At 72.8% G+C, this 13,886-nt stretch carries 11 protein-coding genes; 2 read left to right on the top strand and 9 right to left on the bottom strand.

Annotation, left to right across the window (positions count from 1 at the left end; genetic code table 11):
• Window positions 1-37: 37 nt before the first annotated feature.
• On the bottom strand, window positions 38-1,462 hold the full coding sequence (locus KIK06_RS16185; protein ID WP_268643847.1) for an aldehyde dehydrogenase family protein: 1,425 nt from the start codon (window positions 1,460-1,462) through the stop codon (window positions 38-40).
• Window positions 1,463-1,599: 137 nt separating this feature from the next.
• Window positions 1,600-1,986 (bottom strand): DUF7691 family protein, encoded by a 387-nt coding sequence (locus KIK06_RS16190; RefSeq protein ID WP_241479632.1) that lies wholly within the window; start codon window positions 1,984-1,986, stop codon window positions 1,600-1,602.
• Between the two features lie 337 nt (window positions 1,987-2,323).
• Here KIK06_RS16190 and KIK06_RS16195 point away from each other — a divergent pair, with 337 nt between their 5' ends.
• Both KIK06_RS16195 and KIK06_RS16200 read left to right on the top strand, forming a co-directional pair.
• Complete coding sequence (locus KIK06_RS16195; RefSeq protein WP_268643848.1) at window positions 2,324-4,108, top strand: hypothetical protein; 1,785 nt, start codon at window positions 2,324-2,326, stop codon at window positions 4,106-4,108.
• Window positions 4,109-4,239: 131 nt separating this feature from the next.
• Complete coding sequence (locus KIK06_RS16200; protein WP_268646025.1) at window positions 4,240-5,121, top strand: 3-methyladenine DNA glycosylase; 882 nt, start codon at window positions 4,240-4,242, stop codon at window positions 5,119-5,121.
• An 85-nt stretch (window positions 5,122-5,206) separates the two neighbouring features.
• On the opposite strand, the gene KIK06_RS16205 is transcribed toward KIK06_RS16200, so the two are convergent.
• The 7 genes from KIK06_RS16205 to KIK06_RS16235 form a co-directional block, all read right to left on the bottom strand.
• Entirely contained in the window at window positions 5,207-6,013 is an 807-nt protein-coding gene (locus KIK06_RS16205) for a hypothetical protein (RefSeq protein ID WP_268643849.1), read from the bottom strand.
• A 167-nt stretch (window positions 6,014-6,180) separates the two neighbouring features.
• Window positions 6,181-7,797: a serine hydrolase domain-containing protein gene (locus tag KIK06_RS16210; protein WP_268643851.1), complete on the bottom strand. Its 1,617-nt coding sequence runs from the start codon at window positions 7,795-7,797 to the stop codon at window positions 6,181-6,183.
• A gap of 127 nt (window positions 7,798-7,924) precedes the next feature.
• The gene (locus tag KIK06_RS16215; RefSeq protein WP_268643853.1) at window positions 7,925-9,487 is read right to left on the bottom strand and encodes a serine hydrolase domain-containing protein; all 1,563 of its coding nucleotides are present in this window, start codon (window positions 9,485-9,487) and stop codon (window positions 7,925-7,927) included.
• Between the two features lie 88 nt (window positions 9,488-9,575).
• Entirely contained in the window at window positions 9,576-10,679 is a 1,104-nt protein-coding gene (locus KIK06_RS16220; RefSeq protein ID WP_017599504.1) for an ABC transporter ATP-binding protein, read from the bottom strand.
• Window positions 10,676-11,791, bottom strand: coding sequence for an ABC transporter ATP-binding protein (locus KIK06_RS16225; protein WP_268643854.1), 1,116 nt, complete (start codon window positions 11,789-11,791; stop codon window positions 10,676-10,678). The genes KIK06_RS16220 and KIK06_RS16225 overlap by 4 nt, the downstream gene beginning before the upstream one ends.
• Before the next feature lie 2 nt (window positions 11,792-11,793).
• Entirely contained in the window at window positions 11,794-12,777 is a 984-nt protein-coding gene (locus KIK06_RS16230) for an ABC transporter permease (RefSeq protein ID WP_268643855.1), read from the bottom strand.
• Window positions 12,777-13,781, bottom strand: coding sequence for an ABC transporter permease (locus KIK06_RS16235; RefSeq protein WP_017599507.1), 1,005 nt, complete (start codon window positions 13,779-13,781; stop codon window positions 12,777-12,779). Before KIK06_RS16235 ends, KIK06_RS16230 begins: the two co-directional genes overlap by 1 nt.
• Between the last annotated feature and the right edge of the window lie 105 nt (window positions 13,782-13,886).

The raw sequence follows: 13,886 nt of genomic DNA on the forward strand, positions 1-13,886 counted from the left end.
CGCTCAACGGCGGGGCCGCGCGTCCGTCCGGGGTGTGTCACACGTCGATGCCGGTAAGCACGAGGACGCGCTCGTAGGTGAGGTCCTCCATCGCCGAGCGCACGCCCTCCTTGCCGACACCGGACTTGCGGATGCCGCCGTAGGGCATCTGGTCGGCACGGAAGGTCGGGACGTCGCCGATGACCACACCGCCGACCTCCAGCTCCCGGTGGGCGCGGAAGGCGGTGGGCAGGTCGCGGGTGAAGACGCCCGCCTGGAGTCCGAAATCGCTGTCGTTGACGGCGGAGAACGCGGCGTCGGTGCCGGTCACGCGCTGGACCACCAGGACGGGGCCGAAGACCTCCTCACGGACGACCTTGGCGTCGGCCGGAGCGTCGGCGATGACCGTCGGCGCCACGGTCACACCGTCGCGGGTACCGCCGGTGAGGATCTTGGCGCCCGCCGCCGCGGCCTCCTCGACCCAGGCCTCGACCCGCTCGGCGGCGGCCTCGTCGACCAGCGGGCCGACCTCGGTGGCCGGGTCGGCGGGGTCGCCCACACCGAGCGCCTCCACCCGGTCGACCAGCTTCGCGACGAACGCGTCGTGGACCGAGTCCTCGACGATCACGCGCTGGACACCGATGCAGACCTGGCCCGCCTGGTTGTTGCCGAACAGGGCGACGCGCTGGGCGGCCCAGTCCAGGTCGGCGTCGGCCAGGACGACGGCGGCGGCGTTGCCGCCGAGCTCCAGGGTGACGTGCTTGTGCGGGGCCCGGCGCTGGAGCTCCCAGCCGAACTGGCCGCCGGTGAAGGAGATGACCGGGAGGCGCTCGTCGGTGATCAGCGACGCGGCGCGCTCGTTGGGCATGGGCAGCACGGACAGGACGCCGCCGGGCAGGTCGGTCTCGGCGATGATCTCACCGAGGATGAGCGCCGTCATCGGCGTGGCCGGGGCGGGCTTGAGGATGATCGGGGCGCCGACGGCCAGGGCCGGGGCGATCTTGTGCGCGACCAGGTTGAGCGGGAAGTTGAACGGGGAGATGCCCAGGACGGGGCCCTTGGGGACGCGGCGGATGAGCGCCATGCGGCCCGTTCCGCCGGGATCGGTGTCCAGGCGCTGGAGCTCGCCGCTGTCCCGGCGGGCCTCCTCGGCGGCCAGACGGAAGACGGACACGGCGCGCCCGACCTCGCCGCGCGCCCACTTGATCGGCTTGCCGCTCTCGGCGGTGATCGTCTGGGCGATCTCCTCGGCGCGCTCCCCCAGCCTGCGGGACACGTGCGCCAGGGCGTCGGCGCGCACGTGCGCGGGCAGGGCGGCGGCCTCGCCGGCGACCGCGTGCGCGGCGGCCACGGCCTCCTCGATCTGGGAAACGGTGGGCACGGCGACGGTGCCCGCGGGTCGACCCGTGTAGGGGTTGACGACGGTGATCTCGGTGTCGCCGGTCGCGGCGGTGCCGGCCAGCCAGAACGGACGCGTAGACATGCCAGGAACGCTAGCCCGCACCGCACGCCCCCGCCTTGTCCACCGTTGCCAACCAACCCCTTGGACTTGGCCACACTGGCGCATCCGGTCGGGTCCTCTCCGCACACGCGCCGGTCGCCGTCCGCGGTGGCGGGCACTCAGTGGTAGAAGCCCACGATCCCGTGGCCCCGTGCCGCCGCGTACCGGATCCACTCGAGGACGGCGTGCACGGACTCCCGCATGGAGTAGTCCTCCAGCGCGTTCACCCGTTCGGCGGAGATTCCGGCCGCCTGTTCCGCGGCCTCGCGCACCTGCCCGGCGAACCACTCCTCACCGGCCCCGCCACCCGTCCACAGGGAGTCCATGCGCACGGCGGTGACACCCAGCTCCTTGAGCGCCTGGTCCACCTCGGCGAACCACCAGTACTTCACGGGGTAGAAGGGGCGGTTGTCGAGGAAGGAGCCGTACGCGTCGCAGTGGGCCCTGGTGTAGTCGTCGGGGAGCGCGCCGAGGTCGACGCTGTAGGCCATCAGTCCAGAACTCATGGCCGCGAACCTACTGCGTGGTGACGACACACGGACACGCCCGCCACACAGGGACACCTCTTTTCACACCACCTACGACGGGTATCGCTTGGGAATGCCGGTCATCGGGTAACACCACCCGAAAGGTCCGGGGTGCGTTCCGTGGCCGCCGCCCCCAGCGCATCGGGGCACGCGTCCGCCGGACACGCCCTAAGCTGGTCAGACTGAGAAGGGATCCTTGGCCGCCCGACTGGCGTCGGCGGGCGCCTTCGTTCACAGTGGTTGGTGAGGGCTCCGCCCGCGGGTTCGGGCCGGCCCTCGGGTCCACCGCAGCCGACGGGAAGCCCGGGAGCGCTCATTGCCACTTGTCTACCGCACGCTCGTCTCGGTCCCGGAAGCCGGCGGTGACCTGGTCACCCTCACTTCGACGGTCCTGTCCCGGTGGCTGAGCAAGAGAGGGAACTCGGGCGCGCGCGTGGACTTCTCCGTCTCGGGCCGTTTCGAACTGAGCAACCGCTCACGGGCGCTCGTGGTCCGGCACGACAACCCCGACGAGGGACTCGTCTTCCTCCGCCTGACCACGGAGTCCGAGAAACCCGACGGCGTGTGGCGCACCGTGGCGACGGCCGTGGTGGATCCCGAGCTCTCACCCCGCCACCACGTGTGGATCGACATGAGCGTGGAGCCCCTCGACCGCGCCGACCCGCCGTCGGACCAACCGCGGCCGGACGTCATGCCGCCCGAGGCCGCGCGCATGCTCCTGGAGGAGGTCGACGCCCACGACGGCCGCTGGCCCATGCCGTCGACGCCGAGCATCGTGCGCGGCCGCGACGACGCCCTGGTGGAGGCCCTGGTGTCGGCGATCAGGGACCCGGACCGCCGGATGGCGATCGTGGCGACGGGCGTCCCCCGCGACGTCACCGTGGCCGCCTGGCGCACCGCCATGGCCGGTGCCCTGAACCGGTGCACCGGGATGTGCGCCGGATACGTGCTGGACGCCGCCGCGCTCGACCGCGTCGGCGGCCTGTTGCCGGAGGAGCTGGACATCCCCGCGGGCGGGGTGCGCACCTTCTTACCGGGAGTCGATCCGACGGACGCCGACGACCCGACCCGCCACCCCCGGATGAGCCCGGCGACGCTGGACACCGCCCGCGACGGCGACCGCGTCCGCAACTGGGTGGGCGCGGCGCTCTCCCGCAGAGTGCGGGACAACGCGGTCAACACGAGGCTGCCCGCACCGCTGCGGGCCATCGACGCGCTCCTCACGGAGGAGACGGCGGACCTGCGTTCCCGGGCCGGTGCTCGCCCGTCCGTGCCCGCTCCGGCCCGCCAGGCGGCCCCGGCTCCGGTCGCCTCGGCCGAACTCGCGGCCGCCCAGGAGCGGGAGGCACAGGAGCAGTTGACCCAGCGGCTGCGCGACGAGGTCAAACGGCTCAGCGCGCGGATCAGCGAGCTCGCCGACGAACGCCAGGAGCTGCTCGCCGAGACGGCCGACCTGACCGACGAGCTCGACACCGCCCGTGAGCAGCTCCGCGCCGCCCGCCACGAGACCCGGTGGCTGCGCGCCCGGGCCCGTGAGGAGGGGCTCTACCGGCTGGCCGCCGCCCCCGCCCCGCGCGACACCCGGCGTCCGCCCCCCACGTGCGTGGGTGAACTCCTGGAACAGATCACCGACGGCTCCGCCCTGCCGCACCTGTTCTTCACCATCGAGGACCACGACACGGTGTACGAGCTCTCCGACAGCCGCAAGGAGGGGCTGTGGGTCACCCGGGCCTGGGAGGCGCTGCTGGCCCTGAACGACTACGCCCGCTACCAGTTCGACAACCCCGGCAGCGGGCTGGGCTTCCACTCCTACCTGCGTGAGACCCCGGACGGCTACCAGGTGATCCCGGTCAAGCGGCTGGCGTCGCAGGAGTCGGACTACGTACGCAACCGGGGCAAACTCAACGACAAACGTCTCTTCCGGGTCCCCACGGAGGTGGACCCGGGTGGGCGGGTGCCCATGTACGCCCACATCAAGCTCGACACGGAGTACGGGATCTGCCCGAGGCTGTACTTCTACCCCCACCTGGGGCCGGGCACCACCAACCGCGTCTACGTGGGCTACCTGGGCCGCCACCTGCCGGTGCAGCAGTCGAACTGAGCCCGCCCGTCACCCTCCACCACCCTCAAACGTCGCCTGCGGCGCAGTTCCTCCCTCTTCGTCACCCTCCACCACCCTCAACGGACGCCCACGGCGCGGCACCCACGGCCCCGCGTACCCTGGGGGCCGTGATGGGAACGACGACCGGGGCGGTGACCGCCCTCACCGAACCGGAGTGGCGCGAGCGCGCCCGAGGGCACGAACGACGCGTGGACGCACTCGTCGCCGACCACCTGCGGCGCCGCCGGGAGGGCGAGCGCCACCCGGTGGAGGACTTCCTGTTCACCTACTACAACCTCAAGCCCTCCCAGCTGCGGCGCTGGCACCCGGGCGTGGGCACCGTCCTGCTCGGCGAGGGCGCCCGCGCCCGCCTCGACGAACGGTTCTACACCGCGCTCCCCGACGGGGCCGTCGGTCTGGACGCCGACGCCTTCCGCACCGCCCGCCGGGTGGTGGGCTTCGTCGAGCGCCTGCTGTCGGCGGTCGCCGACCGCCCCGCCCACCTGGGCTGCTTCGGGCTGCACGAGTGGGCGATGGTCTACCGGACGGACGAGGTGCGCCACGGACAGGTGCCGCTGCGGCTCGGCCACGAGGGCACCGACCGGGTCGTGGAGTCGCACCGGATCCAGTGCTCCCACTTCGACGCCTTCCGGTTCTTCACCGGGCCCGCCCGGCCGCTCAACACCCTGCGACCGACCCGCGAGGCCCAGGTCGACCTCGACCAGCCGGGCTGCCTGCACGCCAACATGGACCTGTACAAGTGGGCGTACAAGCTCACTCCGGCCGTCCCGTCGGAGCTGGTCGTGGACTGCTTCGAACTGTCGAGGGACATCCGGGTCCTGGACATGCGCGCCTCCCCCTACGACCTGGTCGCGTGGGGGTACGAGCCGGTGCGGATCGAGACCGCCGAGGGCAAGGCCGAGTACATGGCGGCCCAGCGGGGGTTCGCCGAGCGCGGCGCCGTGCTGCGGCGGCGGCTGTTGGACGTGTGCGCGGCGCTGCGCGCGGCCTGAACCGCGCCCCCTGGGAAAACCACCCCGGGCAAGCGGAGGGGGCGGTGCCCGCGGCACCGCCCCCAGGCTCTGACCGAGCCGAACGCTAGCCCTCGGTGGAGCCCTTGCCCCGACGGCTGAGGTAGACGGCCGCTCCGCCGCCCACGACTGCCACGGCGCCGACCGCGACCAGGCCGGCGAGCGCCGATCCGGTCACGGGGAGGCTCGGGGAGTCCTCGTCCGGGGCCGGGGCGTCGTCACCCTCGGTCGGCTCGGGGGTCGGCTCCGGCGTCGGCGTGCTGCCGGGGTCGGTCGGCTCGTCCGAGGGGTCGTCGGTCGGGCTCGGCTCCTCGCTGGGCTCCTCGCTCGGCTCGGGAGTCGGCTCCTCGGTGGGCTCCTCGGTGGGCTCCTCGGTCGGCTCGTCCGAGGGGTCGTCGGTCGGCTCCTCGGTGGGCTCCTCGTCGTCACAGGTCACCTTGAAGACCTTGTGCTTGCCCTCGCCGTTCTCGCCCTCGAAGGTCCAGTTCAGGCGGTAGTGGCCGTCCGGGAGGTCCAGGAGTTCGGTGCTGCCCTCCCCCTCCTCGTCCAGGACGAGGGTGTCCTCCAGCACGGTCTCGCGGGAGTCCGGCGAGCCGCCCTGGGTGACGATCTCCCAGTCGACCTCCTGACCGGCGTCGAAGTTGAAGGCCGTGATGTAGAAGCCGCAGACCTTGGGGACGTTGCGGCGGTCCTCCTCGGGACGCTCGGGGTCGTGGATCTTCACTGTGCCGTTGTCGCCGGGGGCGCCGTTCCCGCCGCCGTTGCCGGGGTCGGCCGACGCGGCGGCGGCACCGCCGAGAACGAATCCGGCCACGAGGGCCGCGCTGGTGAACAGGCGTGCGCTGAGCACGCCGGGGCCGGGGTTGGGGGACACAGGGAACTCCTGCGGGGTGCGAGCCCGGAGAGCGGGGATCCAGGGCGAATGATGAAAAGGGACGACACAAACTTATCGCGTGTCCCGCCCAGAACAGGAAACACTCGGGCTACGGATACCGAACGGAGACCGTCGCGGCCCGGACGGCGGGCCCGCGACGGCGCTGGTCACGCGTAGGCGGCCACCAGTCCCCAGAGCATGAGCGAACCGAGGGTGAGCGAGAAGACCACCGACAGGACGAACACCGGCACGTGCAGCCACCGCCAGCGCCCGTTCTCCGTGGGCGCTCCGCGCAGGAACCACACCCCGACCGTCACGGCCGCCGCCACCACGCCCGCGGCCAGGGCCCACAGCAGCATGGGGGTCGAGGTCCAGTCCCCGGCGCGCTGTCCGGCGGCGAGCCAGGACAGGGACCCCAGGGACAGCGACACGACGCGCAGGCGGTCGAGGGGGCGCTGGGTGAGGAGGGTACGGCGGCGCAGGAGGAGCGAGAGCAGGAGCACGGGTGGGATCACCGTCATCATCACAGTGGGAACGGTCGTGAGCCAGACCGGAAGGCCTCCGGTCAGCGGCTCGGGGTCGTCCTTCAGGAGTTCGCGGCTCAGGCCCAGGGAGTCGACGGCCATCGAGTTGGCCATGACGACCACCCCGTGGGTGTCGTCGAAGGCCACCATCGTGGCTGTGCCGAGCGTACCGCCGCTGTGCGAGGTCACCCGGCCGACGTCCGGCCAGTCGGAGGTCATCCAGGCCAGACCCAGGTCGAAGCCGTCGAGTCCGCTCGGGTGGTCCGCGGGCACGCCGGGGAAGGCGACGTCCTCGCGGACGGTGTCCAGGGCGCCCGTGCCGGGGGCGGTGCCGTCGGCGACCGCGGTGAGGAACCGGGCCAGGTCGGCCGCGGTGCTCCACGTGGTGATCCCGGCGGGAGCGTAGGCGGTGTTGTCCCACGGTTCGGTCCGCGCCCCGGGAACGACGTTGGGCGCCGCCCCGCCCTCGGGGACCCCCTCGACGATGACCGTGTCGTCCATGCCCAGCGGCTCCAGGACCCGCTCGGCGACCAGTTCGGGGTAGGGCGTGCCGCTCTCGGCGGCCAGCGCCGCGCCGAGCACGGAGAAGCCGAGGTTGGAGTACTGGAACTCGCCGGGCCGGTCGGCGGTGGTGGTCGCCAGCGCCTCCACCGGGGGCTCGGCGGCGGCGTAGGGGTCGGTGAGGTTGAGCGCGGGCAGGATCCGGGAGCGCAGAGTCGTGCCGTCGGGGGCGGTCGGCAGGCCGGAGTGGTGGGTGGCCAGGTCCTCCAGCGTGGCCCCGGCGACGTCCGGATCGGCGAACTCCGCGTCCGGGAACACCTCGGCCAGGGTGCGGTCGAGCGACGTCTCCCCGTTCTCCACCATGTCGGCCAGGGTCATCGCGGTGATGGTCTTGAACACCGACGCGGTCTCGAAGGGCGTGTCCTCGTCGACGGGAACGGCTCCGTCCAGGGTCCCGCCCCACGCGAACTCGACGGCGTCGGGGGCGTCGACCGGAAACCGCGCCACCACCAGGCCCTGCACGTCGCGCGGGTCGACCACGGCCGCCACGTCCTCGGCGAGGGCGTTGTGGCCGCCGAACCTCGCGGGCGGCGGCGGGGAGACGGGGGCGAGGAGGTAGGCGAGGACGGCCGCGACCGCGCCCACCGCCAGAGCGGTCAGCCACACCCGACCGGGGGCGGCGGCCGGGAGGGGACGGCGTGTCCTTCGCTTCGGCGGGGAGGGCGGCGGCGCCTGGGTCCGGGGGTCAGCGGTAGCCATGCCCCCAGCGTTCCGGATCGCCTGACCCACCGTAAGACCCGGCTGTCACCGCCCGGCCGTGAGGATTCACGAACCCGGACATGACATCTGTCATCCGCCCCGGTGGGACCGCCGCCGCTCGGCCCCCTCACCCGTAGGCGGCCACCAGCCCCCAGAGCATGAGCGAACCGAGGGTGAGCGAGAAGACCACCGACAGGACGAACACCGGCACGTGCAGCCACCGCCGGCGCCCGTTCTCCGTCGGCGCCCGGCGGAGGTGCCACACCCCCACCGTCACCCCGGCGGCCGCGGCTCCCACGGCCAGGGCCCACAGCGCCAGGGGAGCCCAGGTCCAGTCCCCGGCCCGCTGTCCGGCGACGAGCCAGGACAGGGACCCCAGGGACAGCGACACGACGCGCAGGCGGTCGAGGGGGCGCTGGGTGAGGAGGGTACGGCGGCGCAGCATGAGCGAGAGCAGGAGCACCGGGGGAACCGCGGTCATCACGGTCGCGGCGACCGCGACGGGGGTGGGAGGGGTGTCGGCCAGCGGCCGCGGGTCCTCCTTCAGGAGCTCGTAGGCCAGCTCCATGGAGTCGACGCTCTGCGCGTTGGACATGACGACCACGCCCCGCGCTCCGTCCAGGGCCAGCATCGTGCTGGTGCCGAAGGTGTCGCCCGCGTGTCTGGTCACCGGGCCGACCCCGGGCACGTCGACGGTGAACCAGGCCAGTCCCAGGGCGAAGTCGTCCGCCCCGCCCCGGGGGTCGGGGATCCCCTCGTACACGGGCTCCAGGGCGCTCATCCCGGGGGCGGTGCCGTCGGCGACCGCGGTGAGGTACCGGGTCAGATCGGCCGGGGTGCTCCAGGTGCCGCTGCCGGCGGGCGCGTAGTCGGTGTCCCGCCAGGGCTCGGTGCGTGCGCCGGGAACAGCGTGGGGAACCGCGCCGCCGCCGGGGACGCCGACGACGGTGTCGTCCATGCCCAGCGGCTCCAGGACCCGCTCGGCGACCAGTTCGGGGTAGGGCGTGCCGCTCTCGGCGGCCAGCGCCGCGCCGAGGACCGAGAAGCCGAGGTTGGAGTACTGGAACTCGCCGGGCCGGTCGGCGGTGGTGGTCGCCAGCGCCTCCACCGGGGGCGGGGCTCCGGCGAAGGGGTCGGTGAGGATGACCGGCGCGATGACGTAGCCGTACAGGGGGTCGCCGGCGGGAAGCGTCGGCAGGCCGGAGTGGTGGGTGGCCAGGTCCTCCAGCGTGGCCCCGGCGACGTCCGGATCGGCGAACACGGCGTCCGGGAACACCTCGACCAGGGTGCGGTCGAGCGACGTCTCCCCCTTCTCCACCATGTCCGCCAGGGTCATCGCCGTGACCGTCTTGAACAGCGAACCGGTCTCGAAGAGGGTCTCCTGGTCGACCGCGACCGCGCCGTCCTCGGTCCCCGCCCGCGCGAACTCGACGGCGTCGGGGGCGTCGACCGGAAACCGCGCCACCACCAGGCCCTGCACGTCGCGCGGGTCGACCACGGCCGCCACGTCCTCGGCGAGGGCGTTGTGGCCCGTCAGGGTCGGCGGCGGCGGTGGCGCCACCGGGGCGAGGAGGTAGGCGAGGACGGCCGCGACCGCACCCACCGCCAGAGCGACCGGCCACACCCAGCCGGGCGCGGCGGCCGGGAGGGGACGGGGTCTGCTCCGACCCTGGTCAGCGGCATCATCCATACTCCAAGTGTGACTCACATCACATCAAAAGGCACGGCCGTGCCGCCGGGATGTCTCCGCGGCGCCGCGGAGACGACCCGGACGGCGCTCAGCTCCCGTGCACGATGCGCTCGGCGCGCTCCTCGTTGGGCTGGATCTCCCCGGACAGGATCCGCTCGGCGTGGTGGCACGCCACCCGGTGGGTGCTCGTCTCCGGCGCGTCCGCCAACCGCCGCAGCTCCGGCCGCTCGGTGGCGCACCGGTCGTCCTGCCGCCACGGACAGCGGGTGTGGAACCGGCAGCCCGACGGAGGGTCGGCGGGCGAGGGCAGGTCCCCGGAGAGCAGGATCCGCTCCCGGGTGTCCTCCACCCCGGGATCGGGCACCGGCACCGCCGACATGAGCGACCGCGTGTACGGGTGCAGCGGGGACTCGTACAGGTCGTCGCTGTCGGCCTCCTCGACCAGGCCGCCCAGGTACATCACCCCGACCACGTCGCTGACGTGCCGGACGACCGCCAGGTCGTGCGCGATCACCAGGTAGGTCAGGCCCAACTCGTCCTGGAGCTCCTCCAACAGGTTGAGCACCTGCGCCTGGATCGACACGTCCAGTGCCGAGACCGGTTCGTCGCAGATGATCAGGTCCGGTTCCAGGACCAGCGCGCGGGCGATCCCGATCCGCTGGCGCTGGCCGCCGGAGAACTCGTGCGGATAGCGGGTGAGCGCCTTCGACGACAGGCCCACCCGTTCCAGGGCGTCGACCACGCGCCTGCGCTGGTCCTGGAGCACGAGGCGGTCGCGCTCCCGGCCGCGCGGCGCGCCCTCGCCCTCGTCCGGGCCGCCGATTCCGTGGACGCGCAGCCCCTCCATGAGGATCGAACCGACGTTCTGCCGGGGGTTGAGGCTGCCCAGCGGGTCCTGGAAGACCATCTGGAGTCTGCGGCGCTCACGGCGCATCGACCGCGCGTCCAGGCCGGCCAGGTCCCGGCCGTCGAACCACACCGAGCCGTCGGTGACGTCCACCAGGCGCAGCACGGCTCGGCCCAGGGTGGTCTTGCCGCAGCCCGACTCCCCCACGAGCCCGTAGGTCTGTCCGCTCTCGACCGCCAGGCTCACGCCGTCGACCGCGCGCACGTGGCCGATGGTCCGGTCGACCACCACCCCCCGCCTGATCGGGAAGTGCACCCTGAGGTCCTCGATCCGCAGCAGACTCATGCCCGCCCCTCCTCGTTGTCGACCGCCGCCGTACGCTCCGCCCCGGTCTCCGGGGCGGGGGCCTCCTCCGGCCCGGTCTCCGCCCCGGCGGCCTCCTCTGGTTCCCGCTCCGCGTCCGCGCCGGGGTTCACGCAGCGGTGCGTGTGGGCGCCGCCGCCCGCCGCCTCGACCAGCGCGGGCGCCCCCTGGAGGCAGTCCATCGTGTAGTGGTCGCAGCGGGGGGCGAACGCGCACCCGTCGGACCAGGCGATGTTGTCGTTGACCGAACCGCGGACGGGGGTGAGCGGATCCCCGCGCGGCGCGTCCAGCCGGGGGATGGAACCGAGCAGTCCGACCGTGTAGGGGTGGGTGGGGTCGGCGAACAGCTCCGACCGCGGCGCCCGCTCCACCGCGCGCCCCGCGTACAGGACGTTGATGTCGTCGCACAGCCCGGCGACCACCCCCAGGTCGTGGGTGATCATCAGCAGCGCGGTGCCCTCCTCGGTGACCAGGTCCCGCAGCAGCTCCAGGATCTGCGCCTGGATGGTGACGTCCAGCGCCGTGGTGGGCTCGTCGGCGATCATCAGCCGGGGACGGCACGCGACCGCCATGGCGATCAGGGCCCGCTGACGCATACCTCCGGACAGCTGGTGGGGGTACTCGCGCAGCCGCCGGGTCGGGTCCGGGATGCCCACCCGGTACAGCAGGTCGGCGGCCTCCTTGCGGGCGCGCTCTCCGCCCAGACCCCGGTGGCGCCGGAGGATCTCGGTCACCTGGCGGCCGATGGGCACGACCGGGTTGAGGGAGCTCAGCGGGTCCTGGAAGATCATCGCCAGCTGGGACCCGCGCAGATCGCGCAACCGCCTCTGGGAGAGGGAGAGCAGGTCGACGTCCCCGTCGGGAAGCCGCAGCGCCGCGGAGCCGCCGACCGTGACGCCCCGGTCGGGCAACAGCCCCATCAGCGCGAGTGAGGTGACGCTCTTGCCGCAGCCGGACTCGCCGACCAGGCCGGTGACCCGGCCCTCCTCCAGGGTGAAGGACACCCCGTCCACGGCCCGCGTGGCCTCGGCGCCGCGCCGGCGGAACACCACGGACAGCTCGTCCACGGTCAGCAGTGGCGTGCTGGAACTCATGGTCATTTCCTCAGCTTGGGGTCGAGTGCCTCCCGCATCGCCTCACCGAGCAGGGTGAAGCCGAGCGCGGTGACGATGATGCCCAGGGCGGGGTAGACCGCCAGGGAGGGCGCGCTGGACAGGAAGCGCTGGGCGTCGGCGAGCATCGTCCCCCACTCGGGGAAGGACGGGTCGGGGTTGCCCAGCCCCAGGTAGGACAGGGCGGCGGCGTCGATGATCGCGGTCGCCAGGGTGAGCGTGGACTGCACGATCACCGGGCCCATCGAGTTGGGCAGGATGTGCGTGAGCGCGATCCTGCGTTCGCCCACGCCCAGTGCCCGCGCCGCGAGCACGTAGTCCCGGCCGCCCTGGGAGATCATCGCGCCGCGCAGCAGCCGGGCGAAGATCGGCACCTGGGCCACGCCCACGGCGAGCATGACGGTGAGCAGGCTGGGGCCGATGAGCGCGGCGACGGTGACGGCGAGCAGCAGGGTGGGCAGCGCGAGCATCATGTCGATGAAGCGCATGACGACGTTGTCCAGCTGTCGGCCCCAGCGCCCGCCGAGGACGGCGGCCGCACCGGCCGTGCCGCCGAGCAGGGCGCCGACGCCGAAGCCGACGATCGTGGCGACGACCCCCACCAGCAGGGTCTGCCGGGCGCCGATCACCATGCGGGAGAACTGGTCGCGGCCGAGGTTGTCCAGACCGAACCAGTTCTCGGCGCGCGGGCCCACGAACACGTTGCGGTTGGGGAAGACCTCATCGCCCCAGGTCTGTTCGACGGGGCTGTAGGGCGCGATCAGCGGGGCGAACAGTGCGATCAGCACGAACACGACGACGACCGCGGCTCCGGTGATCGCCATGGGGCTGCGCCGCATACGGGAGAGGGCCTCGCGCCAGATGCTCGCGCCGTGGCCGTCGTCGGCGCGCTCGCCCATGAGCTCGGCGAGCCGGTCGACCTTGGCGGCCTTGCGGCCGAGGAGCGGGGGGCTGGGTGTCGTTGGCATCACTGGGCCCGCACTCTCGGGTCGAGGAGGCTGTAGGAGATGTCCACCAGGAGGTTGATGAGGACGTACATCGTCGCGATGAGCAGGATGAAGCCGGTCAGCGCGGGATAGTCCCGTTCCTGGGTGGCGGAGTAGACGAAGGAGCCGATCCCGGGGAAGGCGAAGACGCTCTCGGTCAGGACCGCCCCGGCGAACAGGCTGCCGGTGAGCAGGCCGACGGCGGTGACCACGGGGAGCATGGCGTTGCGCATCACGTGGCGGGTGCGCACGGTGCCGGGGTGCAGCCCCTTGGCGTCGGCCGTGCGCACGTAGTCCTCGCCGAGGACCTCCAGGACGCTGGCCCGGGTCATGCGCACGATGACCGCCAGCGGGATCGAGGCCAGCGCCAGGCCGGGCAGGATCAGATGGACGAACCCGTCCCAGACCACGTCCCACTCCCGGGTCATGACGGCGTCCAGGAGGACGAAGCCGGTGATGTCGGTGCGGGTCAGGCCGGGCGAGAGCCGGAACGCGGACGGCAGCCAGCCCAGGGTCTCGGCGAAGACGACCTTGAGGATGAACGCCAGGAAGAAGACCGGCGTGCAGATGCCGAGCAGGGAGCCGCCGACCGCGGCGAAGTCCAGTGCCGAACCGCGTCGGCGGGCGGCCAGGTATCCGAGCGGGATGCCCACGGACACGGCGATGAGCATCGCCGTCATGGACAGCTCGAACGTGGCGGGAAAGCGTGTCCAGAACTCGGTGAGCACGGGTCTGCCGGTCTGGAGGGAGGCACCCAGGTCGCCCTGGGCGATCCGTCGGAGGAAGGCCAGGTACTGGACGGTGAACGGTTCGTCCAGACCGAGCGCGCGCCGCAGCGCCTCGCGCTGCTCCTGCGTGGCGTCGTCGGGGAGGAGGGCGTACTCCGGTCCGCCGGGCAGTCGTTGCAGCCAGGCGAACAGCAGGATCGACAGGCCACCCAGGGTGGGGATCAGCTGGAGGGTACGCCTGACGATGAATCGCAGCACCTTTGCCGCCTTTCGCCAGAGGGGCACGGCCCGGGGGTCGACACGGGCCGTGCCTGGGAACTGTGTACGCGGAGCACCCGCCGGGTTGGGGCGGGTGCTCCGAGA

The organism is Nocardiopsis sp. EMB25 (assembly GCF_026797795.1).
In the GTDB taxonomy this organism is placed as follows: domain Bacteria; phylum Actinomycetota; class Actinomycetes; order Streptosporangiales; family Streptosporangiaceae; genus Nocardiopsis; species Nocardiopsis lucentensis.

What these genes read in the sequence shown, in the direction of transcription:
- KIK06_RS16200 (WP_268646025.1), top strand. Translation starts at nt 4,240, where the DNA reads ATGGGAACGACGACCGGGGCGGTGACCGCCCTCACCGAACCGGAGTGG.
- KIK06_RS16230 (WP_268643855.1), bottom strand. Translation starts at nt 12,777, where the DNA reads ATGCCAACGACACCCAGCCCCCCGCTCCTCGGCCGCAAGGCCGCCAAG.
- KIK06_RS16215 (WP_268643853.1), bottom strand. Translation starts at nt 9,487, where the DNA reads ATGGATGATGCCGCTGACCAGGGTCGGAGCAGACCCCGTCCCCTCCCG.
- KIK06_RS16185 (WP_268643847.1), bottom strand. Translation starts at nt 1,462, where the DNA reads ATGTCTACGCGTCCGTTCTGGCTGGCCGGCACCGCCGCGACCGGCGAC.
- KIK06_RS16220 (WP_017599504.1), bottom strand. Translation starts at nt 10,679, where the DNA reads ATGAGTCTGCTGCGGATCGAGGACCTCAGGGTGCACTTCCCGATCAGG.
- KIK06_RS16225 (WP_268643854.1), bottom strand. Translation starts at nt 11,791, where the DNA reads ATGAGTTCCAGCACGCCACTGCTGACCGTGGACGAGCTGTCCGTGGTG.
- KIK06_RS16210 (WP_268643851.1), bottom strand. Translation starts at nt 7,797, where the DNA reads ATGGCTACCGCTGACCCCCGGACCCAGGCGCCGCCGCCCTCCCCGCCG.
- KIK06_RS16190 (WP_241479632.1), bottom strand. Translation starts at nt 1,986, where the DNA reads ATGAGTTCTGGACTGATGGCCTACAGCGTCGACCTCGGCGCGCTCCCC.